Here is a 26518-nt window from a genome sequence, read left to right as displayed (position 1 = left end):
TTTGTAATAAAACAGCCTTTAATTCTTATTTCTTCAGACACTTTTCCAGGAACTGATCTTGTTCCCATAAAAGGTGTAAGATATTTTCTTTAGCCTGGTATCCGTGAGATTCTTTTGGAAGAAGAACCATTTTCACCGGTGCACCCAGATTTTTCAGTGCCTGGAAATACCTTTCCGTCTGCAGGGTAAATGTACCCGGATTGTTGTCCGCATCACCATGTATCAGCAGCAGCGGTGTTTTCATCTTGTCAGCATTCATAAACGGAGACATTGTGTTGTAGATTTCCGGAACATCCCAGTAATTTCTCTGCTCGGTCTGGAATCCAAATGGAGTCAGCGTTCTGTTGTAAGCCCCGCTTCTTGCTATACCACATGCAAAGAGATTAGAATGGGTCAAAAGGTTGGCCGTCATAAACGCACCGTAAGAGTGCCCTCCTACTGCCACTTTCTTTCTGTCGATATAGCCTAAATTATCTACTGCATCAATTGCAGCTGCGGCATTGGCTACCAGCTGAGGAATGAAAGTATCATTCGGCTCTGTTTTGCCTTCACCAATGATGGGGAAAGCCGCATTATCAAGAACTGCATATCCTTTGGTAGTCCAGTAGATAAAAGACCCGTAAGACGGGAATGTAAAATCATTCGGGTTCTTGGTATTCTGACCTGCCGTATTTTTATCCTTATATTCTGTAGGGTATGCCCAGATCAGTAAAGGAAGCTTTTCTTTTTTTGCTTTCCTGTCGTAGTTGGCAGGAAGATAAAGAGTTCCGGATAAGGTAACGCCGTCATTTCTCTTGTAAGTAATCACTTCTTTGTAAACATCCCTGATACTTTCAAAAGGGTTGGCAAAGTGGGTGACTGCCTCAGCTTTGTTGGATTTAATATTCTTTTTAAAATAATTCGGATATTGGCTTGATGACTGCTGAGTCGTTAAAATCTCACCTTTTGAAGGGTTCAAAATGTCTATAATTTCTTCTTTACCATTTTTAAGATTCGAAGTATAGAGTCTTTTCTTCTTCAGTGATTTAACATCCATCTCGTCAATGAACGGATGCTGGCCATCTTTTGTAAATCCTTTTCCTATCAGATATGTTTTTCCTCCTTTCATGTCGACCACATACCTTCCGTACTGATTTTTTATCATATTAAAGTCCCCGGGATCGCTGTAAACGTCCTGGGAATTTCTGTCATCGATCACCTTTGATTCTCCGTTGTTCAGATCAACCAGGAAAGATTTTGTATTCCTCGTATCATACCATTCTTCTGAAACGATAGCGTAATGATCATTTGTCCAGCTGATGCCGTCATATCTCTGTTTTGTTTTGAAAAAAGATTTTGGGGTTGCGGTAAACGGAGCATCCCATGTAAAGATCTCATCCCTGTAATCCGCTGTTTTATACTGATCTCCCCCATCCAGTGCTTCAGCGAAGACTAAAGTTGCCGGAGCATCACTTCGCCACATCATATTCCTTTTACCTGTTCTTACGGATGAGAATCCTTTAGGCATAATTTCATTGAGAGGAACTTCGTTTACTACTTTTACCGTATTTCCTTTCATATCATATACGGTAGTGCTCATCGGGAATCTGCTCAGAGGGACAATATATGAAAACGGTTTTTTGATCACAGAGACCATCAGGTAATTACCATCAGGAGAAAAACTTATTCCTGAATACATATCCTGATCCCTAACCTTGTTAAGGGTTCCGTTCAGGTCTGCGCTATAGATTTCAGAAGCGATGAGTACTTCAAAGTTTTTCTCATCCTGAGGATTCTTTAAAAGATCCTGATAGGTTCTGTTTTGAGAAACCTTTCCGTCAGCTGTTGATACGATCGGCCCCGTAGGAAGATCTTTACCGGAATCTATCAATGCAGGTCTGTTTTGGGGAAGCGTTCTGATCAGCAGCCTCTGGGAATCATTGTACCATGTATAAGGCACCCCTAAGTTGGCATTCAGGTTATCTTCTGTAATCTTCTTTGCTGTAGCCGTTGCCATATCTACAACCCAAAGCTCCACTCCTTTGCTTGTCGTATTGGTAAAAGCCAGCGTCTTTTCGTCCGGAGAAAATGAAAGATAAGCAATTTTAACTTCTGAAGGCAGGTTTTTTACCTGGGTTTCATTTTTATCAGTAATCTTTCTGATCTTCAGATTATTGAAATAAGTAACAGTACTTGCAATATTGGTAACGGGATTGATTCTCAGTCCTCCCAGTTTCATTTCCTGCTGATTAAGATCCTCCAGCGTTTTATAGGTAGAACGGTAGGTGAAAACCACCCAATCTTTCTTACTGTTCATCAGGACACTTGGTGGCCTTTGATAATCTGCCAGTGTCAGGATTTCAGCAGATGGTTTTTGATAAGTAATATTTTCCTGTGCATCATAAAAATTGAGAAATGCCAGAAGGCAAATTGTCAGTTTTATCTTCATATAATTCATTTTCTACGAATGTAGTGAATTTTAAAAGATTTATAAAATTTAAAAATAAGACACTTTTTAGTGTTATATTGTGTTTTTTTATTACTTTTATCATACCAAAATTTAAGAAAATTATCAAAAAGAAATCTGAGAACGATTATCGGAGGAAGTGCCCCATTATGTGATTCAGGATACAGAGCCTGTGTCGTAGGACGAACAGAAAGCGGAGCTCCGATTTGGGACTGCATTCCAGCTTCATATCCTTGCAGACCGTAAAGAACAGAAAAGGCATCTCACTTCCGGAGATGCCTTTTTATTCTATATTTTTTACTTTTATCGTACTTATCTTATTACCACTCTGAAGCCCTTCTCCTTCTTTCTATCATATGATCTACTGAAACTTTTCCAGCTCCGATCACCATCAGTAAAAGATAAACGGAAAGATAGATAAGGCTCATTTCTCTTTTCTCAAAAGGATCTGCTCCATGTACTACAAAAGCGGCAATTACCATGGTAAAAATCAGGAATCCTAAAGAAATCCTTGTAAAGAGTCCTAATATCAGTAAGATCGAACAAACAAATTCAGCAAAGACCGTCAAGATCAAAGAGATCTGAGGTCCCATTCCCATAAAATCAAAAAACTCGATTTTACCGCCTTCCAGCAGCATCTGAAGCTTTGGAAAACCGTGAGAAAGCATTGCGAAACCAACAAATACTCTTACTGCTAATAAAATAATATCTTTAAGTATTGAGCTCGAATTTGAATTATTATAGTTCATTTACTGAAAAATTTAGACTAAGGTAATAAAAATCTTTTAATACAACGGGATTACAGACACTTTTAATTTATCGATATCCGAAATTTTTAAGATCCCTGTCATTCTTTCTCCAGTCTTTTTTCACTTTTACAAATAAGTTCAGGTGAATTTTCTTAGAGAAAAACTTTTCAAGATCCAGTCTGGCTTCAGTTCCTACTTTTTTGATCGCTTCTCCTTTGTGACCGATAATAATTCCCTTCTGAGTATCTCTTTCCACATAAATAATAGAGTCTATAAAGATGATTCCCTCTTTTTCTTTAAACTGTTCTGTAACCACTTCTACAGAATATGGAATTTCTTTATCGTAATTCAGAAGGATTTTTTCACGAATCGCCTCATTTACGAAAAATCTTTCCGGCTTGTCTGTGAACTGATCCTTATCATAGTAAGGAGGATTCTCTGGCAATAAAGATTTTATTTTAGGTAAAATAATTTCTGTATTGAAGGCATTCAGCGCAGAGATAGGAAGAATTTCCGCCTTTGGAATCCTGTTGTGCCAGTCTTCTACCAGCTTTTCAAGGCCCGCCTGATCGGTCTGGTCCACTTTATTGAGTAACAGAAGTACGGGTACGGGAATTTTATTTAATTTATCGATCAAAAATTCTGATGGTTCCGCTTTATCGGTAACATCTACGATAAACAGGAATACATCAGCATCCTGCAGGGAATCCTTTACAAAATCCATCATTTTCTCCTGCAGTCCGTATTTAGGATCCAATACTCCCGGAGTATCGGAAAATACGATCTGAAGATCTTCCTCATTATAAATCCCAAAAATTCTATGACGGGTTGTCTGAGCTTTCTGCGTTACGATCGCCAGCTTCTCTCCCATCAATTGGTTCAGCAAGGTCGATTTTCCGGCATTGGGCTTTCCAACTATATTTACAAATCCAGCTTTGTGCATAAAAATAATATTACGAGCTGCAAAGTTAGTAAAACAAAATCGGTCTTTACGGTTAATCTTAATTTTTAAAAGAAAAAAGAGAGTTATTTGAATTTATACTACATTGCAAAGGTAATTTTGAAGAGAAAGCATTATTAGTTTTTTTTAATTTAAAGAATATTTATCCGTAGAATCACAGAAGTTATTAAACACTTAAGTTATTTTTAGAGGACAAATCTGCAAAATAGTAAGTACCCCTGAGTTTTTTGAAAATCTTTGATTTTCATACTTGAAATTATCGTATTTAATATCTACCTGTTTTTTATCTTATCTTAAAGCTATTCAACAGTCAGTTTATCATTCCGATAAACCATTTTGGTTTTATTTCATTTCCGTTCAATACGAGAGTTTTTGACCTGCCCAGCCCGTTGTACGAAGAAACTGTGCCCAGGTGAGTGTTTTGGGATTTATCTGCCTGCTCCATAGGAGGTCACGATCTTTACTGAAATATCCATATTCAACAGCATATTCAACCATTCCCAAAATCTCCCTTACCAAATCGTCATTTGAACTAAATTCCGGAAAATGGTCAAGCATTTCTTCTCGCGTATATGCCGAACTGTATACAGCCTTTTTTCCTGTAACTTTTGTAAATGTGTCCACCATTTCCTGTGGGGAAATAATATCGCCGATTACCGGTAAAGACTTCCCGGAATATTTGTCGGGGTTTGAGAAGATTTCCAAAACAGCAGGCCCGGTAGAAGTAAGTGGATCAACAAATGGCGCACGGAAGTCTTTGGGTAAATAAATCGGAAATATGAGTGTATCTCCTTTTAACTTGGGTGTATAAAATTCAATCAGATTGGTGAAGAAGAAAGCCATGCAGATAAACGAACTTGTGATAGGCAGAGTCCGGATATATTCTTCCACGTTGGCTTTGTCCGTAAAGTGGGGAGCGAAGAATTTTCCTCCTGTTATTTTATCCACGTTTTCCAAGCTACTAAAAATGACATGCCGCACCCCTGCTTCAACAACGGCATCTGCCAACTGTTTGCCTAATTCAAATTCATGGGTAGCTGGTGGGGCAATGTTTGGTGTCATCAGGAAGACACCATCAGAGCCTCGGAATGCCTCTGTAAACTTTTCCTTGTGTCCGAGATCAAGCGGTAAGTTTATAAGTTCAACTCCCTGTTCTGCCAGCTTAATAGCTTCCGGGGAATTAACACGGCGGGTAATGCCACGCACCCGATAACGTCCGCTTTCTAACAGCGTATGCGCTACACTACGCCCCTGTTTACCCAAAACACCGACAATGGTGATGAGCGGTTTGTTTTTTCGTATTGCTTCATGTTCTTTCAAAGTAGATGCCATTTCTTTTTTATTTAGTGAAACCATATAACTATAATTATTATAGTTGCAAAACTATTTAGAGGATATTATATTTGCAATAACTATCGAAATGGATAGGTCGAAAAAAGTGTAAAATGAAAACAGAGTGCATTGGAGATTATGTAAAACTTAAAGGGAAAGTTTATCCCTGTACAGTAAGCCTTACTATGGATTTGGTAGGTGGAAAATGGAAAGCCGTTATCCTTTACCATTTAAAGGATGAGCCAAAGAGATACAACGAACTTCGTAAAGAAATGCCATCCATTACGGAAATGACATTGAGCCTGCAATTAAAGCAATTGGAAAAAGACGGCTTGATACTAAGAAAAGTGTATGGTAAAAAGCCACCCATAAAAGTTGTTTATAGTTTAACTGATTTCGGGAAAAGCTTTGTTCCTGTTTTAGAAGCGATTACTAAATGGGGGAATCAGGTTGTGAGTGAGAACGGTGAGTTTATACAAGCTTCATAGCAGTCAGAGACGGGTAATATTAATGGTAAATTAAAAACAGATTTTATGATGTTTCATTAGTGATGAGTATAATTTTTTTGGTTGCAGGATTGGATCTGCGTTATTGGATTAACCGCAGAAGGTAAGAGATAACGTGTACCAACCAACTCTTTAAACAAAAGAAGAATAAACTACCCCGGGGTAGTTTATTCAAAAAATGATACAATAATGTTGTATTCCATTACTTAAAACCGATACTTTTGAATATTAGAATTCATCTTCATGAATATAGACCAGATTCTTGACCAAATCTACCTCCTGCCGGAAGCTTCTAAAACCAGCTTAAAAGCGTATATCACTGAAGTTTCTCATCCTAAAGGCTTTTGCCTGATGGAATCTGATAAAGTGATTCCCTATCTCTATTTTATACGTAAGGGTATTGCCCGTGCTTACGCATCCACTTCAGAAAATGATATTACATTCTGGTTCGGAAGTGAAGGCCAGTGCATCCTTTCCATGAAGAGCTATGTAGAAGATAAGCCAGGCTATGAAAGTATTGAGCTTCTTGAAGATTGTGATCTTTACAGGCTGGAAACAGAAAATCTCAAAAAACTTTTCAATGAAGACATTCATATAGCCAACTGGGGAAGAAAACTGGCGGAAGCAGAAATGATCAAATCTGAGGAACTAATTATTTCAAGACAATTCAAGACCTCTCTGGAACGGTATAAAGATCTGATACAATATAATCCGGATCTTTTGAAAAGAGTACAGCTCGGACATATTGCCTCTTATCTTGGAATTACGCAGGTAAGCCTGAGCCGAATCCGGGCGGAGATAAAATAGAGGGAGGCTGGAAATTACTATTATACCTGTAATTCCTGATCAGCATTTTATTGAGATCAGGTTTAAACTTAACTCATTGAAATGTAGGATGAGTAAAATCCCGGTCAATTATTTATTCGGACCAGAAAACTTCCAGCTTCCGGCATCCGGCTTCCTTACCTAAAATTATTCCCAATTATCATTTTTTAACAATTGTAAAATTTTTTCTCCTTTCAAATCCTGAAATTTGCAGAAGAAAAAATTAAAAAAATGAATTGGATTATCTTAATTATTGCCGGATTATTTGAAGTTGCGTTTGCATCATGTTTAGGGAAGGCAAAAGAAACTTCCGGAACAGAGTCTTATTATTGGTTTGCAGGATTCCTCGTGACCATGACAATAAGTATGCTATTGCTCATCAAAGCGACTCAGACCTTGCCTATTGGTACGGCTTATGCGGTATGGACCGGAATCGGAGCGGTAGGAACGGCTCTGATGGGAATTATCTTCTTTAAAGATCCTGTAAGTTTTTGGAGGGTATTTTTTATTGTAACCCTTATCGCTTCTGTTATAGGCTTAAAAGCGGTATCTTCATCACACTAAAAGCACATAAAATTCTATCTATATTTAAAATGAAACCGCCTTCGCAATATGAAGGCGGTTTTGTTTTTTAAGCATTTTAGATTCTTTTACCCGTTATTTTTTATAAACTAACGGTAAGATCTCATTGATCCTCAACCCATATTTTTTTATTTCTTCTTCTGAAAACTTCTGTGAATAGAAATTCGCTTCTGTTTCAAAACCGGCTTTTTTCAGGCGCTCAAAATAATCCATTCCGTACCAGCGGACATGATCGTATTGTCCGAAATGTTTCTGGCGTTCTTTCGGATCTGTGATGGTAAAATCTTCGTAGGTCTTTTCCAATGAATTTTTCAACGGAACCTGAAGGATTCCCCAGCCTCCCGGTTTCATTACCCTGTATAGCTCACTCATTGCCTTAGCGTCATCTTCGATATGTTCCAGAACATGGTTACAGAAAATGATATCAAAAGTTTCATCCTGAAAAGGTAAATCCAGAATATCAGCCTTTACGTCCACAATCGGAGAATAAAGGTCCGCTGAAATATAGTTCAGATTGCTCATCCTTTTGAATTTTCTTAAGAATTCCTGCTCGGGAGCAATATGCAGAACTTTATAATTTTTAATAAAAAAATCAGTTTCATTCTGAAGATACAGCCACATCTGGCGGTGTCTCTCCAGGCTCAGTGTTCCCGGAGAAAGAGCATTTTCTCTTTGCTTTCCGTATCCGTATGGAAGAAACTTACGGTATGATCTCCCATCAATAGGATCGTAAAACTGATCCCCTTTGAAAAGCTGATAGATAAGCGGTCTTGCCCAGATGCTCATTTTGATCAGCATAGGGCGTGGAATTTTATTCAGTAAAAGCTTAGTGAACTTTTTCATTAAAAATCCAGTTGGAACTGCTTTTCTTCGTCACTTACAATACCTAAAGCTTCATATACATATTCAAATGTCGAAAGCAATACCGGCTTACCATTGATCACCGCTACATCATGCTCAAAGTGAGCTGATGGCATGTTGTCCAAAGTAGTTACCGTCCATCCGTCATTATGGAACTTTACCTTTTCAGTTCCAAGGTTGATCATCGGTTCGATAGCAATGGCCAGACCGTCCTTGATCACTTTTCCGCTTCCCTGTCTTCCGTAGTTTGGTACCTGCGGATCTTCATGCATTTGTCTTCCCAAACCATGTCCTACAAGTTCTCTTACCACTCCATAGCCTTCTTTTTCACAATGTGCCTGGATCGCATGGGAAATATCTCCGATTCTTTTTCCTCTGATACATTGCTCGATCCCTTTATAAAGAGATTCTTTGGTAACCTGTAATAATTTTTTTACCTCAGGCTTCACTTCCCCGATTTCAAAAGTATAGGCATGGTCTCCTACGAAACCATTCAGAATAACGCCACAGTCTACAGAAAGAACGTCTCCTTCTTTTACGACTTCATTATTCGGAAAACCGTGAACTACCTGCTCATTCGGTGAAATACACAGAGAGTTAGGGAATCCTCCATAGCCTAAGAATGCAGGCTCAGCACCATGATCTTTGATAAAATCATGAGCCAGCTTATCTAAATATAACGTGGTAATCCCCGGTTTTATTTCTTTGGCCAGCATTCCCAATGTTTTGGAAACCAATCGGGCACTCTCCTTCATCAGACGTAATTCGTCTATCGTTTTTAATTGAATCATTGTACTAATTTACCAATGTATTAATGTATCAGTGTAACAATATTAAATTGATAAATTGGTACACTGTTAAATTGTTATATTATTTTTTTACCAGAAAAGTCCTTTTTTCTTTTCTTTTTTAAGTTTTGAATAGGCCAGAACTTCTTTTCCTTCTACACGGAATTCTATTCTTTCCTGAATAATATTGTAGATTTCACCCCATCCCGGGAAACCACCTAAGTTTCTGTCGTCAATGAACCAGTCTGCATCTAATTTTCTGGACTGAGTTTCCGCATCAAAAACTTCTCCTTCGAAACTTGAATTCACCGCATAAAATTCTATCCCGTTCTGTTTGCAGAATTCTACCGCTTCGTCCAATGTTTTTCCGTGTCTGTATGTCCAGAGGATAAGTCTATAGCCCTCAGCCTGAAGTCTTTTCAATGTTTCGAAAGCAAAAATTTTCGGTTTCCCAATTGCCGGATAAGCATCATCAACAATGGTTCCGTCAAAGTCAACAGCAATTTTTTTATTATTTAACATTTTGTTCTTTTTTTAGCTTTGCAAAGATAAGAAATAAAAAGAGTGCCAAAAAGAAAGGCACTCAATACTTTTATAATTTAAAATAATAATATGGGCTGCTAGCTCTTAACCCAGCTGAACTGGAACTGAAGATCCGGAGTGGAAACCCGGTCTGTGATCTTCTGAAGTCTTGCAGGAAGCTTCATCAGGTACTCCTGGGCTTTCTCTGCTTTTTCTGTAAGACCTTTTACATGCTCAATTTTCCATTCATCCAGTAAGTCTTTCATAATATTAATGTAATCCTGTCCTGTGTATACCATACATCTCTGTGCAGCATCTGAGAAATGTCCCCAAAGCTCTCCGGCCTTCTGTCCTGATTGTCTCATCAGGTGAGCCGGCATTACAATCTTCTTACGCATCATATCTTCAAATGCAAGAATCATTTCCGAAGGATCTATTTCAAGGATCTTAGCTACAAAATGCTTGTAGGCTTTAGCGTGTCTTGCTTCATCTGCCGCGATCACACCACACATTTTAGCCAGCTTTCCGTTTCCGGACTGCTTAGCCAATGTGCCTACTCTTCTGTGGGAGATATTGGTTGCCGTTTCCTGGAAACTTGTATAGATAAAGTTTCTGTACGGGTCCATGCTGGTTCCGAGGTCGAAACCGTCATTGATCAGATATTGAGTAGTGATCTCAACTTCTCTCATATTCACTCTTCCGCACAGGTAAAGGTATTTGTTCAACAGGTCTCCGTGTCTGTTTTCTTCTGCAGTCCAGGCTCTCACCCAGTTGGCCCAGCCTACTTTTTCTTCCTGATTGATTCCTTCTACTCCCATCAGCCAGGATTCATAAGAAGGAAGAGCTTCTTCCGTGATACAGTCCCCGATCAGCGTTACAAACAGATCATAAGGCATCTCACGGGCAAAAGTCTGAATTTCTTCTAAATCATGTTTAAATTCATCGCTTGAAGGATCCGGAAGCATGTCAGAAGGCTGCCATATTTTTTCAATTGGCGTTAAAAATTTCTCAAGAAAAGAACCAACTTCCTTTTCCAATATTCCCATTACTTCTTTCCTAACAAGCTTTTGATACATTTTACTATTCAGTTTTTAATTAGCAAAGATATGATTTATTTATTATTTATCGCATAATAAAGTATGCAAGTCATACCTTATCTGACATAAATCATAAAAAAATGCCGATATATCATTATAACGGCATTTTTTTAACATTATTATTGAATTTTAGTTAACTAAAACATCTCCTGTCATTGCATCTGGTATTTCGATTCCCATTACTTTCAGGATTGTAGGAGCTACATCGCCCAGTTTTCCCGGTTTTAAGTTCCATGTATGGTCTTTATCCATTACAATAAAAGGAACCAGATTGGTAGAGTGCTGGGTATTAGGAGTACCGTCTGCATTGATCATCACATCGGAGTTTCCGTGGTCAGCAAGGATGAAAACAGCATATCCGTTTTCATAAGCGGTTGTAGCCACTTTCTCAATACACTGATCTACAGTTTCTGCCGCCTTTACCGCCGCTTCAAAAACTCCTGTATGTCCTACCATATCCGTATTGGCAAAATTTAAACAAACGAAATCAGCGGTTCCCTGTTCCAATTCCGGTACGATAGCATTGGTGATATCATATGCTGACATTTCCGGCTTAAGATCATAAGTAGGAACATCCTTCGGGCTTGGGCACAGCAATCTTTTCTCTCCGTTAAATTCCAGCTCTCTTCCTCCTGAGAAGAAAAAGGTAACGTGGGGATATTTTTCAGTTTCGGCAATTCTGATCTGGGTTTTACCGTTTTTCTCAAGAACCTCACCCATTGTTTCCGTCAATACATTTTCATCAAAAACAACCTGAACATTCTGGAAGGTTTTGTCGTAGTTGGTCAGCGTAATATAATAAAGATTCAGCCTTTTCATAGCATATTCCGGAAAATCCTTCTGTGAAAGCACTTCTGTAATTTCCCGTCCTCTGTCTGTACGGAAATTGAAACAGATCACCACATCATTATCAATAATTTTGGCTACCGGCACTACATTACCTGTCGCGGTCGTATTCATTAAAATAATAGGCTTCAGGAATTCATCAGTTACATTATTATCATAAGAAGCCTGAATAGATGCCAAAGCGTTTGTACTCTGCTCTCCCACTCCTTCTACAAGGGCATCATAAGCCAGCTTTACACGCTCCCATCTTTTATCTCTGTCCATCGCATAATATCTTCCTACAACGGTTGCCAGCTTTCCTGTAGTGGCTTCCATATGTTTCTGAAGCTCATCAATGAACCCAAGCCCTGAATGCGGATCACAGTCTCTGCCATCAGTAAAGGCGTGAACGAAAACATTCTCATTTAAGCCAAACTCTTTCGCAGCAGTCAACAATCCTTTCAAGTGATTGATATGGGAGTGCACTCCTCCATTGGAAACCAATCCGATGAAGTGTATTTTTTTATTTTCTTTTTTAGCATATTCAAAAGCATCCTGAATGACTTTCTCCTGTCCTAAAGTTCCGTTCTCAACCGCCATATTGAGCTTCACCAGATTCTGGTAAACCACTCTTCCGGCTCCAAGATTCATATGTCCTACTTCAGAATTTCCCATCTGTCCTGCCGGAAGACCGACCGCCAGGCCACTTGCTTCAAGTGTCGTATGTGGAAATTTTTTGTAACAGCTGTCTATAAATGGTGTATTTGCTTTATCTATTGCGGAAACATTCGGGTTTGTTCCCAGTCCCCATCCGTCAAGGATTGCCAGTATTGCTTTTTTTGACATTTTGTAAAACTTTTGTTATACAAATTTACCTAATTTCCTATGAATAGAAGAATTTGAGGTCTTGAATTTTGTGTCTTTTTCCTTAATCAGCTTTCTATCTTTTTGTATGGTAAAATTCTGTACGTATAATTCGTTCTCCCGCAAATTATTATAGATCGAGCAGATAGCTTTATGCAAGTTTACCAATCTTGTAATTTGATTTATATTTATTCAGGTTTCGCTGATTCAGCATACGCATCACAGGTTAAATAAAAATCTGCGGCATCTGCGCTATCTGCGAGAGACTCCCAAATGATAAATTTTACAACTTTTGCCTCCGCCAATTCATAAATCTTTTTAATTTTGCGGTATGGATTTACGAGATCAATTGAAGAATCTTTTTCCTGATCATGAAGAGCAGGATTTTGAAATGCCTGAAGAAGAATTCAAGCAAAAGGAGCCTCTGGTATGCAAATTTGAGAAAAAAGGAAGAAACGGTAAGCCTGTAACGATTGTTGAAGGCTGGGAAGGCAGTGAGGAAGAGCTGAAAAAAATCTCAAAGAAAATAAAAACCACCTTAGGTATAGGCGGTTCTGAAAAGGATGGAACGATTATCATTCAAGGGGATAACCGTGATAAAATAATGAATATCCTTAAAGAAATGGGATATAAGACCAAACGTGTTGGCGGATAGATCTAGAAATAGATCTGGGTTTCCGGCAGTAAGGCCTTTAAATTTTCAATTTTATTTTTTTCTATAGGATTCCCTGTAAGGATCAAAGTTTTAAGGTTTTTCAGCTGTCTGATCTCTACAGGAATATCTTTCAGATAATTGTTGGCCAGATTCATACTGACTATATTTTTCAATCCTTTTATTCTGGATGATATTTCCTTGATATTGTTTCCGCTTACATTCAGAAATTCAAGATTCTGAGCTTTAAACAGATTCTCCGGAAGCTTCACAATAGCATTCTGCTGTAATTCGAGATATTTTAAGTTTTTAGGAAAAGATAAGTTCCCTAAATCATTGATCTGGTTATCGGAAAGGTTTAAAAACTTCAGATTTCTGATCTGATCAAGCCGGTCTGCAATAAAGCTGATCTGGTTTCCCTGAAGGTTGATTTCTTCTAACGTAGGGATTTCCATTAAAGCCTCAGGAAAGCTATTCAGGTTATTGGCATCAAAATGAACCACCTTTAAGTTTTGAAGCTTCGCGATGTTAGGATTAATACTTGTCAGGCTGTTCAGGTTCATGGAAAAGGTCGTCAGCTTTTTAAGCTTGCTTATTTCATCAGGAATATACTTAATGCTGTTTTCATTTACATTCAATATTTCCAGCTCCTTTAATGCAAATAATTCCTGATCCATTTTTTCAAGCTTATTCGCCATAATATTCAGGAAAAATACTGAATCCAGTTTTACAATCTGGGGAGGAAGGTTAAACATTCCTTTTTCTCTGAAGCTTATGCTGTAAACAGTCTTCTGGCTGCTCAGGGCATCTTCAATATTAGTAAAAGTAGGATATTTCACCGGATCGATCTGGGCCTTTGCCAGCGAAAGCGTCAAAACGGAAATAAGTAGGAAAAGCTTTTTCATAAGCAGAAAATGTCTGCCGATAGCAGAACTACCGGCAGACAGGAATTTATTAATAATTTACTTCTTTAAAAGTTTTACAGTCTTCTGGAAACCTCCTTCTGCTTCAATATTCAGAATTAAAACACGGGAACCTTCGAGCTGTTGTGTGAAATCAAGATCAAGAGATTTGCTGGTACCGCTGAATTTCTTTGTGTAAACGATCTTTCCGTCTACACTGTAAGCCGTTACAGCAATATCCTTTAATCCTTTTACAGAATTGATCTTAACGATTCCGGAAGTTGGGTTTGGCGCTACGGTTACTGTATTTTCAGCAGCCTGATTTTCAATCGTTCCTAAGGAACCTTCGATTCCTAGGTTATTTTTAAGCGCAATCACAATGGTTGCTGATTTCCCTTTGTAGTTAATCGTATTTCCGGTTGCATCAACATCTGTAGAGATCGTTGAATTCGGGTGCTGAATCGAGAAGAAACCAAATTTATGATCCGGAGTAAATGTAAGTCCTGTAGGTTCTGATCCTGCGGGCATGGAAGCAAACAGTCTTACTTTAGGGTTAGCCTGCGTGTGATCCGGCGCAATGACCCAGATATAGTTCTTACCTCCGTCCTGAAGGACCCAAAGGTTACCCAGTTCATCGAAAGTAAGGTTATCATTACCATCTCCCCAGGCTTCAGACTTCATTCCCTGTGCTGTATTGAAAGAATATACCGTAGAAGCACCTCCTACAAATGTTTCTACCTGAGAGGCTGTTGTCCCGTTATCCTGCAGACGGTATACCCTGTCTAATCCTTTTGCAGTAAAATAGATTCTGCCATCCAATGGACTGATATCCACATCTTCTACTCCATTAAATTTAGTACCTCCCAATGACAGGGCAAGCGATGCCGTATTATTTTGGTCTGCTTTTGTTTTATTCGGAACCTGGATCCATGTCGCTGTAGTTCCTACCGGATCTCCTGCTGAAGTAAGCCCCTGATCCAGCTTTAATACATAAAGATTTCCTGAAGAAAGATCGTTTGGAGTATCCATTACATATTTATATACCATATGGGTACCTCCGTCTTCCCCATAGTAAGCAATAGTTCCTGCATTATTGACCACTACATTCTCATGGTTCATAATTCCCATCTGCCAAAGCTTACCTTTGGAACCATCAGGGTTTTTAGAAATAACCTGAGCTGTAGCAGGGTCTATTTCCACGAGCCAGCCATAATCTTTGTATCCGTCTGCATTTACGTCATTAGAAGTAACAGATTCTTCAGCAGTCACTACAGTTCCCCAAGGGGTAACTCCTCCTGAACAGTTTCTGATCGTCTGTACCAGGCTAGGGTCTGAGAAGCTTACCGCTCTGGATCTTGTCAGTTCCCAAAGTTTTGTTGAGCCATTATAGTTGATCTCAGCCATTGTAACCCCTCCGGGGTTTGTTTCGTGGTTTACAGAAAGGTATCCGTTCGTGCTGCTTCCCGCTTTGGCAACATACGCTGTAAAGTCATTCTGTCCTCCTACAAATCCTCCTCCTTCTGTATAGCTATCACCTTCTTTTAAAATAAGCTGATATTTATGTTCAGCAGGAATGATCAGTTTATTGGTCTGTGCGGTAGGAACAATGGAAGTAAAGCAGCTGATATGCGTTCCGTTGCAAACTACCGGATTCGTCGTCGTGGACGTTGTTTTCAGATAAGCGTCAATTCTAAGGTCTGAGCTGGAAACACTTCTGTTATGCAATTCAATGGAAAGCCTGTTGGTTCCGTTTACAAATTTTGATTTAGGAATAGAAAAAATATTATAAACATTCTCCGCTGCACCATCAATGGTTGTACTGGAAAAAGTATTGAAGGTAATAGTACCTGCAGGCATATTATCTCTTACCACTTCTTCCCCGTTAAGGTAAACTACAATACCGTCATCTCTCATCACACCGAACTCCATATTATCTGACAGTGTTGAAAGATCTACGGTAAAATCTTTAGCAAAATAAGCGGTAGTAAGGCCTGAATTGATCGTTGTCGTTACCGGATCTCCATATCCCAACGGTGCGTTTCCTACCGTCCATGATGAAATATCATAAGTTTTGGCATTCCATCCTGCCGGCTGAGCCTGGTTATTGTCTTTATAGCTCCAGGATGCTCCTTTATCGAATATTAAAGTCTGCGCCTGGAAGCCTGTTCCGGCAAGCAAAGCCAAAGCTCCGATTGTTAGTAGTTTTTTCTTCATTTTAAATTTGATTTATTAGACGATGCAAAACTATTTTTTTAGAGCTCCTCTTCTGTTAATAGGACTTTAAATATAAATTAGTGAATATTAATAAATTTAAAACCTAATGTTAAGGGGATTAATTTTTTGTTAAGATATGGGGTAAAATTGAGGTTTCGGGATGCGGAAGGTTTATAATAATAAGCAAGTAAATACAATTGATTTTAATAACTGACTATTCAATCTGCTTATTGTACCCTGCATCCCGAACTCCGCTTTATTTCGCTTTACTCACATCAGTAAGGGCATTCAGGAAGGCTATAATCTGTTTGATCTCAGTTTCAGTAAGGTTCAGCTTATCCGGTGCTAACGTTTGATTTTTCATTTTCAACCCCAGTCCTTCTCCTCCGCCTTCATTGTAAAAATCCATCACTTCTTCCAGCGTATTGAATGCCCCGTTATGAAAATAAGGCTTTGTAAGCGCAATATTTCTCACAGTAACGGTCTTGAAGGAATAGTCATAGATCCAGGACTTTTCTTTTTTTACAGGACTGTTTCCGCGCCCAAGGTCATGATCCAATTCAACAGGCGGCTGTTTAACGGGTTTTGTCGTTACTCCTAAAACTTCTGATTCGTTTTCATTAAAGAACGGAGGGACCAATCCTGAGAAATGAGGGGCAAAATGGCAGGTAGCACAATTGGCTTTTCCCATAAACAGGTTGAATCCTTTTTTCACCTCATCAGAAACCTCTTTTTCATTCCGCATAAAACGGTCAAAATCACTGTCAAAAGAATATAATGAAGCGACATAGGAACTTAAGGCTTTTGAAAAGTTCTCCTTATTGATATTGCCATCTTTGAAAGCGCTGCGGAAAGCTTTTTTATATTCGGGTTTTGTTTTCAGCTTCTGAATAATGCTTTCATAGCTTGTATTGAACTCCTCTTCGTTATAGATCACATGCTCTGCCTGCTGTTCAAGATAGAAAGCACGAAGATCATAGAAAAATCTTTTGGCAAACACGGCATTATAAAGTGACGGAGCGTTTCTCAGCACTGTTTTTCCTTCCACATTGCTTTGTGATTTTGCTTTAAGATCCGTAAAGGCATTTTCCTGAAGGTGGCAGGTGGCACAGCTCATTTTTCCGTTACCACTTACATTCTGGTCATAGAAGATCGATTTTCCAAGATTACGCAGCTCAGGACTATCCTCTGAAGATTTCAGCAGAGTATAAAAATAAGGATCTAAAAAATCACTGCTGAAAAAATTCCTGTTGCCAACATTCCAGCCGGAAAATTCTTTCAGGTCGTCTGGTCTTCCGTCCCATTTTCCGAATTCCTCATACAATGGCTGTATGTATTTTTTATAAAATTCTATCCTGTCAAAAGTTTCAAAATCGGTATTCTCTGAAAGATAGCTTATCGCTTCAGTTAACGTCTGATTGGCCTTTTGTACATTATAATTTTTAAAATAGGGATCATCATTGATGTATTTTTGTATCCCTGAAAGGGCATGGCTTGTTTCTTCAGAAATATTTAAAGAACCGGGAGTATCAAATCCTGTTACTCCTAATGAATAGATCCTGATCAGTTCTATACGCAAAGGTAATGTCTTATTGTTTCCTTTGCTTAATCCGTTTTTTATTGCACTCAGGTAGAAACCTGAATAGCTGTTGTATAGAAAGTCTGTGATCGTTTTGATCTTTTCTTTTTCATCCGCGGCTTCATCTGAGAAGATAAGCTCATCCAGCACCTGCAATCCTTCCGGTGGCAAAGTATATGCTGACGTTCCTGCAGCTTCTATATGAAATAAAGGGGCTGCATTCAGATGTGTTTTGGTAAATTCAGGATAATGGTAGGCAATATAAAATTCAATTTCTTTAAATGAGTTTCTCGTACTGCTCAATGATTTCCGTAATTCTTCAACAGAAATCCGGTCTTCTGAAAACTGACGGACATCTGATTTCAGCTGTTCAAGCTTTCCCTTAAAATCAGATAAACCTTTATTGACAAATGTATTTTCGCTTTCCTTTCCTTTATAAACCGGATTGAAAGACATTACTGCAAATCCTATCAGGAGGATGACAACAAGCAGTGGGTACGATCTCATGAATTTTTAGCCGCAAAGCTATTCATCTGATGTTATCTCAGTTTTAATAGCAGATTAAATAATGTTTATATTTAAGATAAAGTATTTTTTACTAATTTTAAACCCCGAAATCAAAATTCATTATTCTTAAAGGCCGGTATATTCTGAGTTTCCGGCAAAATAATGGTGAGGGTTATTGGGAGAGGATCATTTTATTTAAAATCAACAACATCAAAACTAAAATAATATTATGAAAACAAAGCTATTATTTGCTTTTGCAGCAAGTTTCCTTTCTCTGACTGCATTTTCGCAGAAAAAAAAGCAGCCTGAAAATCAACAGGAGAAAAAACAGGAAATGGCCGTATACGCAGAGAAGAAGGGCAATGATTATTATCTGGTCCGCCTTGAGAAAGATAAGGCTGTTCCCAATGTTTATGTCTATTCCAACGGAATAATAAAGCCCTATAAAACCTATCCTGAACTTAAAGATATCGTTATGGATTTCCCCGGGATGATGTCCTCAAACAATTCGACTAAAGAAGAACTGGTTTCTATCCTTAAAAAAGATAATCATTTTTATGAGATCACTTCACAGAGAAAGGATCCTACAAATATTGAGAAAACGATCATTACAGTATATGAAGTCGTACAGGGGCAAAAAAGAATCGTTGAAGAATACAACACTCTCTACGAGCTTATGGGCTCTCCTTATCAGGACGCCATTTTTATTAATTAAAAAACAAAAAATATACATATTATGCTAAACAAACTTGCTGCCTCAGAACTTGTTCTGAATGAAGACGGAAGTGTATACCACCTGAATCTTTTACCTGAAGATATTGCTGACAAAATCATCCTTGTGGGTGACCCGGACAGAGTAGCAAAAGTTTCGAAATATTTTGACACGGTAGAAATCAAAAAAAACAAAAGAGAATTCTATACGCATACAGGAACGCTTCGTGGTGAAAGAATCACAGTAATGTCAACCGGTATAGGAACAGAAAATATCGATATTGTCATGAACGAACTGGATGCTTTGGTCAACATCGATCTTAAAAACAAAGAGTTTAAAACGGAGCACAAGGCACTTGAACTTTTCCGTATGGGAACCTGCGGAAGCGTGAACCCTGATGTACAGGTTGACAATATGCTGGTAACCCAAAACGTTGTAGGATTAGACGGGCTGATGCATTTCTATCAGGATTACAACTTTGAAAATGAATTCTCTAAAAATTTCCTGGCAAAATTCCCTTACGAAAGAATCAAGCCTATGCTTTACTTCTCAGACTGGGCAGAAGAAATGGGTGAGTATTATAAGGATGCCAAATACCACGGAAATACCGCTACATTCCCGGGATTCTATGCTCCGCAGGGAAGACAGCTCCGTCTAAAGGCGGTAGATGATCAATTCCTTGAAACATTAAATGATCTTGGAATCACCAACTTTGAAATGGAAACTTCAGCCATATATGCGCTTTCAAAGCTGTTAGGACACAAAGCCATCACCGTAAATAATGTGATCGCCAACAGAAGACGTGGAGAATTCTCTGCAGACCACCATGCTTCTGAAAAGAATCTGATCACCTGGGTACTTGACAGAATTATTCAATAACTCACAGATTAAAGTCTAAGCTATTTATAAATACAAGCCTTTGGAAATTATTTCCAAAGGCTTTTTTACAGGTTTTGACTGAAACCAGGCAGGATAGAGCCCGTTCCTGTTGAATAATATGATGCATTACAATTCATCACGACCTGATAAAACAATTTTCAAGGTGATCATTGACCATACCTGTAGCCTGCATATGAGCATATACTACGGTAGATCCCATAAATTTGAAGCCTCTTTTTTTAAGGTCTTTGGAAATAATATCAGAAATTTCTGTTGTAGCAGGGACCTCTGATAAAGCTTTTGGCCGATTGTCAACAGGCTTTCCATTAATAAATCCCCAAATATATTCGGAGAAACTGCCAAACTCATTCTGCACTTCCATGAACTTCTGTGCATTGGTGACTGCTGCCAATATTTTGAGCCTGTTCCTGATAATCCCCGCATCATTCATAAGTTCCTCTATTTTCTGATCAGAATAAACCGCCATTTTTTTATAATCAAAATGATCGAAGGCTTTTCTGAAGTTTTCTCTTTTAGACAGAATCGTATACCAGCTTAGCCCGGCCTGAAAGCTTTCAAGGATCAGAAATTCAAATATCGTTTCATCATCATAAACAGGTCTGCCCCATTCTTCATCATGATATTTCCTGTACAGATCATCTTTTTCGCACCATCCGCAGCGTATTCTTTCCATAATTATTAATTTTTAGAATATTAGGATAAAGGTAAGATTGATTTAGAGAAGTATAACAAAAGATTATGAAAAGTTTAACAGAACAGTCCGGTTTTAGGAATGGTTATTGTTTATTTACTGTTACAAATCCAAATTTATAATATTATGAACAATTCAGATTATAACAAAGCGGAAAATGCAGTAAATAACGCAGAAAACTCTTTACAGAATGCAGCAGACAAGGCAAAATGGAAAATCAATGAATTGGCAGACAGAGCCAAGGATTATATCAATGAAAAGCGCAGTAATGATCAGGAAGCGAACCAGGAAGACTGGCTTGACAGGGTAAAAGCTAATGTATCAGACGCCTGGGAAGACATTAAGGATAAAGCGGATGAGGCATGGGAAAAAACCAAAGATGCGGCAGAAGATGTAAAGGCGGAATGGAATAAGAAAACCAATTAGTATTTCAGTCATATAAATATTTTCAAGAAAATGGAGTCTTAAATTGATAAGGCTCCATTTTTTATTATGTCATAACCACAATTATTGCTACATTTGTAATTATAATAAACATTAAAAAATTATGTCATACGGTTTACTTAAAGGCAAAAAGGGAATTATTTTTGGAGCCCTTAATGAACAATCTATCGCATGGAAAGTTGCTGAAAGATGTCATGAAGAAGGTGCTGAATTTATCTTGTCGAATGCTCCTATCGCAATGAGAATGGGAGAGCTGAATGCTCTAGCTGAAAAGACAGGTTCCGATGTAATAGGTGCTGATGCCACTTCCGTGGAAGATCTTGAAAAACTTTTTGATGCCGCTGTCGCAAAATTTGGTAAAATTGACTTTATCCTTCACTCTATCGGGATGTCCGTAAATGTAAGAAAAGGAAAACACTATACGGAAATGAATTACGACTGGTTGGAAAAAGGATGGGACGTTTCTGCCGTATCTTTCCACAAAGTAATGCGTGTAGCCTGGGAAAAAGACTGTATGAACGAATGGGGAAGCATTCTTGCCCTTACTTATATTGCAGCTCAGAGAACTTTCCCTGATTACAATGATATGTCTGATAATAAAGCGTATCTGGAAAGTATCGCAAGAACTTTCGGAAATTACTGGGGAGAGAGAAAAGTACGTGTCAATACAGTTTCCCAATCACCAACTCCTACTACGGCAGGTAGTGGCGTGAAAGGCTTCGGAGGTTTCCTTGGATATGCTGAAGATATGTCTCCGCTAGGAAACGCTACAGCCCTTGACTGTGCGAACTATTGTGTAACATTATTCTCTGATCTTACCAAAAAAGTAACCATGCAGAACCTATTCCATGATGGTGGTTTCAGCAGTTCCGGAGTGACTCAGAAAGTGATCAGTAAATATGATGCTGAATAACAGTATTTAAAATATGCTATAAAGATAAACCGGCGACCTCTTCGAGGCCGCCGGTTTTGTAAAAAAATATATTAATATGAAAATTAAAGAATTACGGTTTGTATAGAATGTGCAGGTGCTGTTAATTTTGCTGCCATTCCTTCGATCCATAGATTGGTTTCGATATCATTATCCGAATCATTCATGATTACTGTTACCAGCTGCCCGTTTTCATTCATAAAAGCAGAGGAGGTCAGAGCTGCCCTGTTGGAAGAGCTTCCTATTCTCTGGGCATTCGGTTTGATATATTTTGAAACATGACCGATGTAATAGTATTCATAGGTATAGAATACTTCTCCTGTTTTGGTATCTGCAATAATCGGGGCAAAGCAGAAATTTCCTTTATGATTGGGACCTCCGGTTTCATCCAGCAGAATATTCCAGTCTGTCCATAAAGCGTTCCCTTTGTTGAAATCATTCAGCATATTTTTACCATACAGCTCTCCAAGGCTTACATCATAAATTTTATCCATTTTAAACTGCTCTTTACAGCCTTCTGTGAAAGCCAGGAATTTATCAGGAAAAGCTCTGTGGGTCTCTTCCAGATTGTCGAAAAGCTGGGTTTTATTGTTCCATGTTTCATACCAGTGATACCCAATTCCATGAGCATACTTTGAGGTTTCAGGATCGCTTAATGTTGTTGTTGCTCTCTGATAGATCAGATCCCTGTTGTGATCCCAGATCATTACTTTTTTATCTTTATAGCCGTTTTTCCAGAGGGTCGGCCCGAGATTGTTCTTCAGGAAATCCCCTTCTTCTTCAGCGGTGTAGATACAGGACTCCCAGCTCTGTGTAGCCATAGGCTCATTCTGGACGGTTAGCCCCCAGACATTGATTCCTCTTTTTTCGTATTCTTTGATGAATCTGATATAATAATCCGCCCACGTTTGGTAATACTGATTTTCCAGTCTTCCCCCCTTGTACAGGCTTTTATTTGATTTCATCCAGGCCGGCGGACTCCATGGTGAGAAATAAAATGTAAAACTATTTCCTATTGCTTTCTGCGCTTCCTTTATCAGCGGGATCTTATATTTTTCATCATGGGCAACATTAAAAGTCTTCAGAGAAGTATCATTGTCTTCCACATAGGTGTAAGAATCGCTGGAAAAATCACAGGAATTCATATTCGTACGAACTACGGTGTATCCCAATCCGTTTTTACCAAAATAAGCATCAAGGATTTCTTTTTGCTTATTCTTAGGCATTTTATAAAAAGTTTCTGCTGACGCGTCTGTAATAGCCCCTCCAATGCCTATCAGTTTCTGATATTTAAAAGCCGGAGCTACAAAAATACAAGCGTCCGTTTCTTTAGGCTGTCCAAACTGTTCAAACCTTACAGATCCTTTGTCTGCCATCTTTTCTTCCGCCTTAGAGTTGGTAAGGATCACTTTAGCTGTTTTCCCTGCATTCTTTTTCCAATAATTCTGGGCATTGACATTAATGACAACACCTATTACCAAACAACTTACGATTAGTTTTCTCATGTTTTTTCTTTTTTGGGCAAAACGGCCCTCTTTTTCATTATTTATTCTGATAGACCCTTACATAGTCTATATAATATTTTTGTGGAAAAATACGATCATCTATCCCCTCCTTTCCGCCCCAGAAACCACCGACCGCCAAGTTTAAAATGATAAAATAAGGCTGATCAAAAGGCCATGCTTCATAGGTTTTTTCTTTATTTTCATAAGTGAAAAATTTTTGGTCATCCATATAAACATCTATTTTTTCCGGTGTCCACTCAGCTTTATATACATGAAATTTTTCACTTGCATCCTTTACAATCAAGGTATCTGTTTTCTGCGTTCCCTGGATATGGTTATATTTTTTGGTATGGACTGAAGCATGTACGTATCCCTGATTAAAACCGACATGTTCCATAATATCCAGTTCACCGTCATCCGGCCATTTTTTCATCTTTTCACTCATCATCCAGATGGCCGGCCAGGTTCCGCGGCCTTTAGGCAGCTTTGCTCTCACTTCTATGGTTCCATACTGAAAAGAGAATTTTCCTTTGGTTAAAAGTCTTGCGGAAGTATACTGGTTCTTTTCCCAGTTTTCTTTTCTGGCCTCAATAACAAGGTTTCCGTTTTCCATTCTGGCGTTTTCAAGCCTGTTTTTTGTATAGAACTGAGCTTCATTATTTCCATAGCCGTCGCCGCCTACATCGTAATTCCATTTTAATGAATCCGGAAGTCCATTTCCGTTAAATTCATCACTCCAGACCAGCTTTTTGCCGGTATCTGTTTTAGTTGAGGTACAGTTTACTACAGGCAGCATCAATATTGCAGCTGTACAAATCTGAATGGTATTTCGGAGTTTAAATTTCATATTGTTACTATGATAATCAGTTTTTTATTTTGTCTAAGCTGGTCCTATTTAGTTTACCTGGTCCAGTTGATTCTTTTGGTCTGTACGTTTTGAGAGTCAGTTCCTACCATAATATCAAATTCTCCGCCTTCCCAGTCAAAATTCAGCTCGTCATCAAAAAATTTAAGATCTTCAGGGGCCAGCCTGAACTCAACTTTTTTACTTTCTCCTTTTTTGAGGAATATTTTCTGAAAACCCTTCAGCTCTTTTACCGGTCTTACCACTTTTCCGAAAAGATCTCTGATATAAAGCTGTACTACCTCTTCACCATCATATTTTCCTGTATTGGAAACGGTAACACTGATGTTCAGCGTCTGATTCCCTACAAGGTTTGCTGAGCTTAAAACCATATCGGAATAGGTAAAGTCAGTATAGCTTAAACCGTATCCGAATGGAAATTTCGGATCATTGTCAAGATCAATATAAGCTGAAACATAATTTCTGTCCGTATTATTTTTCGCAGGTCTTCCTGTGTTATAATGATTGTAATAAACCGGAATCTGCCCTTCAGTTCTTGGGAAGGTCATCGGAAGCTTTCCTCCCGGGTTCACTGTTCCAAACAGGACGTCTGCAATAGAATTTCCAGCCTCAGTTCCCAGCCACCATGTGTACAGGATGGCCGGAATATGATCTGCCGCCCAGTTGAAGATCAGAGGTCTTCCTGCATTGATCATCAGAATAACAGGCTTTCCCGTCTTTGCAATTTCTTTCAGCAGATCTTCCTGAACACCGGAAAAGCCAATATGGCTTCTGCTTTTTGCTTCACCACTCATCGCATGTCCTTCTCCCAGTGTCATAATTACTATATCTGCCTTTTTTGCGGTTTCCACGGCTTCTGCAAACATGCTTTTGTCCTGATCATCCACATTGCAGCCTTTAGCATATAATAATGTCGAGTTTTTATCGAGCTGACTTTTTATCCCGTCAAACTGTGAAACGATTCTTTGACTATCATCTTTAAATGCTACAGACCAGAATCCGTGATTCGCTACGGTTTCTTTTCCGAAAGGTCCGATCAGCGCAACTGTTTTCACATTTTTTGAAAGGGGCAGCAGGTTTCCCTGGTTTTTAAGAAGAACAATACTTTTTGAGCCGAATTCTCTTCCGAATTTTCTATGTTCAAGATTATCCGTCTGCTCTTTTTGCCTTTTCTCATTGCTGAACCTGTAAGGATCATCAAAAAGACCCATTTCGAATTTCTTGGTTAAAATTCTTCCTGCCGCATCATTTACCAGTTTTACATCTACCTTGCCTTCTTTAACAAGTTTGGGAAGCTCAGTAATATACACACGGCTTTCCATATCCATATCGCTTCCTCCCAGAATTGCTTTTTCAGCAGCTTCGCCGGCATCTTTGGCATAACCGTGAGGAGTCATTTCCCCGATACTGCCCCAGTCTGAAACGACAAAGCCTTTATAGTTCCATTTTCCTTTTAAAAGGTTTCTTTGGATATATTGATTGGCTGTAGCCGGGATTCCGTTGATATCATTGAAAGAGTTCATAAAAGTAGCTACTCCTGCTTCTGCGGCTGCTTTGAAAGGAGGAAGATAAGTTTCATTCAGCTGCCTGAGACTCATATCAACAGAGTTATAATCTCTTCCCCCGACAGCAGCTCCATAAGCCGCAAAGTGCTTGGCACAGGCCATCACAGCATCCAGATTTCCCAATCCTTTGCCCTGGAAGCCTTTAATTCTGGCTAAGCCTATTTTTGTTCCCAGATAGGTATCTTCGCCGGAACCTTCCATCACTCTTCCCCATCTCGGGTCTCTGGCAATATCCACCATCGGGGCAAAAGTCCAGTGAATACCGTAAGCAGAGGCTTCGGTAGCAGCGATCCTTTCTGATTTTTCTATCATTCCCAGATCCCAGCTTGCTGCCTGTCCCAGATTCACAGGAAAAGTTGTACGGTAACCGTGAATAACATCCTGCCCAAAGAGTAAAGGGATTTTCAGCCTCGACTGCATCGCCAGCTTTTGAAACGCCCTGGTTTCTTCTGATCCGGCCACATTCAGCATAGAGCCTACCTTTCCTTTTTTTATTTCTTCCAAAACCGCTGCCGAATTGGAATGCTGCGGACCTGTAGCATATTCAAAGCCACTGTACTGGACCATCTGCCCTACTTTTTCTTCCAGTGTCATCTTAGACAGCAATTCCGCCACCTTCTGATCTACTGTTTTCTGTCCGTAGGCACTCATCCCAAATGCTGAAAATGCCAATAAGAAATACACTTTTTTCAT

The 26518-nt window shown here is 38.8% G+C and carries 24 protein-coding genes; 8 read left to right on the top strand and 16 right to left on the bottom strand.

Annotated elements, in window-relative coordinates; translation table 11 throughout:
* Positions 1 to 25 precede the first annotated feature (25 nt).
* The 4 genes from AC4IF5_RS09090 to AC4IF5_RS09075 form a co-directional block, all read right to left on the bottom strand.
* Positions 26 to 2428, bottom strand: coding sequence for an alpha/beta hydrolase family protein (locus tag AC4IF5_RS09090; protein ID WP_490733749.1), 2403 nt, complete (start codon positions 2426 to 2428; stop codon positions 26 to 28).
* 338 nt (positions 2429 to 2766) lie between these two features.
* Entirely contained in the window at positions 2767 to 3195 is a 429-nt protein-coding gene (locus tag AC4IF5_RS09085; RefSeq protein WP_490733747.1) for a DoxX family protein, read from the bottom strand.
* Between the two features lie 67 nt (positions 3196 to 3262).
* Entirely contained in the window at positions 3263 to 4138 is an 876-nt protein-coding gene (gene era, locus AC4IF5_RS09080) for a GTPase Era (RefSeq protein ID WP_490733745.1), read from the bottom strand.
* Between the two features lie 375 nt (positions 4139 to 4513).
* The gene (locus tag AC4IF5_RS09075) at positions 4514 to 5512 is read right to left on the bottom strand and encodes an NmrA/HSCARG family protein (RefSeq protein WP_490733744.1); all 999 of its coding nucleotides are present in this window, start codon (positions 5510 to 5512) and stop codon (positions 4514 to 4516) included.
* Between the two features lie 89 nt (positions 5513 to 5601).
* Between AC4IF5_RS09075 and AC4IF5_RS09070 the strand changes: the two genes are divergently transcribed.
* The 3 genes from AC4IF5_RS09070 (at position 5602) to AC4IF5_RS09060 (ending at position 7383) form a co-directional block, all read left to right on the top strand.
* Positions 5602 to 5976 (top strand): winged helix-turn-helix transcriptional regulator, encoded by a 375-nt coding sequence (locus tag AC4IF5_RS09070; protein WP_490733743.1) that lies wholly within the window; start codon positions 5602 to 5604, stop codon positions 5974 to 5976.
* Positions 5977 to 6237: 261 nt separating this feature from the next.
* A complete protein-coding gene (locus AC4IF5_RS09065) occupies positions 6238 to 6801 on the top strand; it encodes a Crp/Fnr family transcriptional regulator (protein WP_490733741.1) in 564 nt (187 codons plus the stop codon).
* 249 nt (positions 6802 to 7050) lie between these two features.
* The gene (locus AC4IF5_RS09060; protein ID WP_490733739.1) at positions 7051 to 7383 is read left to right on the top strand and encodes a DMT family transporter; all 333 of its coding nucleotides are present in this window, start codon (positions 7051 to 7053) and stop codon (positions 7381 to 7383) included.
* A gap of 93 nt (positions 7384 to 7476) precedes the next feature.
* On the opposite strand, the gene AC4IF5_RS09055 is transcribed toward AC4IF5_RS09060, so the two are convergent.
* The 5 genes from AC4IF5_RS09055 to gpmI form a co-directional block, all read right to left on the bottom strand.
* Complete coding sequence (locus tag AC4IF5_RS09055) at positions 7477 to 8244, bottom strand: class I SAM-dependent methyltransferase (RefSeq protein WP_490733738.1); 768 nt, start codon at positions 8242 to 8244, stop codon at positions 7477 to 7479.
* Positions 8244 to 9053 (bottom strand): type I methionyl aminopeptidase, encoded by an 810-nt coding sequence (map, locus tag AC4IF5_RS09050; protein ID WP_490733736.1) that lies wholly within the window; start codon positions 9051 to 9053, stop codon positions 8244 to 8246. The genes AC4IF5_RS09055 and map overlap by 1 nt, the downstream gene beginning before the upstream one ends.
* Positions 9054 to 9140: 87 nt before the next feature.
* Positions 9141 to 9572: a BT0820 family HAD-type phosphatase gene (locus AC4IF5_RS09045; protein WP_490733734.1), complete on the bottom strand. Its 432-nt coding sequence runs from the start codon at positions 9570 to 9572 to the stop codon at positions 9141 to 9143.
* A 98-nt stretch (positions 9573 to 9670) separates the two neighbouring features.
* Entirely contained in the window at positions 9671 to 10648 is a 978-nt protein-coding gene (locus tag AC4IF5_RS09040; protein WP_490733732.1) for an acyl-ACP desaturase, read from the bottom strand.
* Positions 10649 to 10798: 150 nt separating this feature from the next.
* Positions 10799 to 12340: a 2,3-bisphosphoglycerate-independent phosphoglycerate mutase gene (gene gpmI, locus AC4IF5_RS09035; RefSeq protein WP_490733730.1), complete on the bottom strand. Its 1542-nt coding sequence runs from the start codon at positions 12338 to 12340 to the stop codon at positions 10799 to 10801.
* A 349-nt stretch (positions 12341 to 12689) separates the two neighbouring features.
* Here gpmI and AC4IF5_RS09030 point away from each other — a divergent pair, with 349 nt between their 5' ends.
* Positions 12690 to 13013, top strand: coding sequence for a translation initiation factor (locus tag AC4IF5_RS09030; RefSeq protein WP_123274767.1), 324 nt, complete (start codon positions 12690 to 12692; stop codon positions 13011 to 13013).
* A gap of 2 nt (positions 13014 to 13015) precedes the next feature.
* On the opposite strand, the gene AC4IF5_RS09025 is transcribed toward AC4IF5_RS09030, so the two are convergent.
* The 3 genes from AC4IF5_RS09025 to AC4IF5_RS09015 form a co-directional block, all read right to left on the bottom strand.
* Positions 13016 to 13915, bottom strand: a complete 900-nt coding sequence (locus AC4IF5_RS09025; RefSeq protein ID WP_490733728.1) for a leucine-rich repeat domain-containing protein — start codon at positions 13913 to 13915, stop codon at positions 13016 to 13018.
* Positions 13916 to 13972: 57 nt separating this feature from the next.
* Positions 13973 to 16126 carry an alkaline phosphatase PhoX gene (locus AC4IF5_RS09020; RefSeq protein WP_490733726.1) on the bottom strand — a complete coding sequence of 718 codons (2154 nt, stop codon included), beginning with the start codon at positions 16124 to 16126 and terminating at the stop codon, positions 13973 to 13975.
* Between the two features lie 256 nt (positions 16127 to 16382).
* Positions 16383 to 18212, bottom strand: coding sequence for a cytochrome-c peroxidase (locus AC4IF5_RS09015; protein ID WP_490733724.1), 1830 nt, complete (start codon positions 18210 to 18212; stop codon positions 16383 to 16385).
* A gap of 229 nt (positions 18213 to 18441) precedes the next feature.
* Between AC4IF5_RS09015 and AC4IF5_RS09010 the strand changes: the two genes are divergently transcribed.
* A complete protein-coding gene (locus tag AC4IF5_RS09010; RefSeq protein ID WP_490733722.1) occupies positions 18442 to 18927 on the top strand; it encodes a hypothetical protein in 486 nt (161 codons plus the stop codon).
* Between the two features lie 21 nt (positions 18928 to 18948).
* Complete coding sequence (locus AC4IF5_RS09005; RefSeq protein WP_490733720.1) at positions 18949 to 19803, top strand: nucleoside phosphorylase; 855 nt, start codon at positions 18949 to 18951, stop codon at positions 19801 to 19803.
* A 136-nt stretch (positions 19804 to 19939) separates the two neighbouring features.
* On the opposite strand, the gene AC4IF5_RS09000 is transcribed toward AC4IF5_RS09005, so the two are convergent.
* A complete protein-coding gene (locus AC4IF5_RS09000) occupies positions 19940 to 20497 on the bottom strand; it encodes a DNA-3-methyladenine glycosylase I (RefSeq protein WP_490733718.1) in 558 nt (185 codons plus the stop codon).
* Positions 20498 to 20641: 144 nt separating this feature from the next.
* On the opposite strand from AC4IF5_RS09000, the gene AC4IF5_RS08995 reads away from it, so the two are divergent.
* Together AC4IF5_RS08995 and AC4IF5_RS08990 are read left to right on the top strand one after the other, a co-directional pair.
* Positions 20642 to 20941 carry a hypothetical protein gene (locus tag AC4IF5_RS08995; protein ID WP_490733716.1) on the top strand — a complete coding sequence of 100 codons (300 nt, stop codon included), beginning with the start codon at positions 20642 to 20644 and terminating at the stop codon, positions 20939 to 20941.
* 121 nt (positions 20942 to 21062) lie between these two features.
* Complete coding sequence (locus tag AC4IF5_RS08990) at positions 21063 to 21872, top strand: enoyl-ACP reductase FabI (RefSeq protein ID WP_490733714.1); 810 nt, start codon at positions 21063 to 21065, stop codon at positions 21870 to 21872.
* 83 nt (positions 21873 to 21955) lie between these two features.
* Here AC4IF5_RS08990 and AC4IF5_RS08985 read toward each other — a convergent pair whose 3' ends face one another.
* From AC4IF5_RS08985 to AC4IF5_RS08975, 3 genes are read right to left on the bottom strand one after another with little or no spacing between them, the layout of a single operon-like run.
* Positions 21956 to 23395, bottom strand: coding sequence for a glycoside hydrolase family 30 protein (locus tag AC4IF5_RS08985; protein WP_490733712.1), 1440 nt, complete (start codon positions 23393 to 23395; stop codon positions 21956 to 21958).
* A 37-nt stretch (positions 23396 to 23432) separates the two neighbouring features.
* Positions 23433 to 24242: a glycoside hydrolase family 16 protein gene (locus AC4IF5_RS08980; RefSeq protein WP_490733710.1), complete on the bottom strand. Its 810-nt coding sequence runs from the start codon at positions 24240 to 24242 to the stop codon at positions 23433 to 23435.
* 53 nt (positions 24243 to 24295) lie between these two features.
* The gene (locus AC4IF5_RS08975; RefSeq protein WP_490733709.1) at positions 24296 to 26518 is read right to left on the bottom strand and encodes a glycoside hydrolase family 3 N-terminal domain-containing protein; all 2223 of its coding nucleotides are present in this window, start codon (positions 26516 to 26518) and stop codon (positions 24296 to 24298) included.

The organism is Chryseobacterium sp. UF-290 (assembly GCF_058245615.1).
This window is presented reverse-complemented; position numbering and strand designations above follow the sequence as displayed.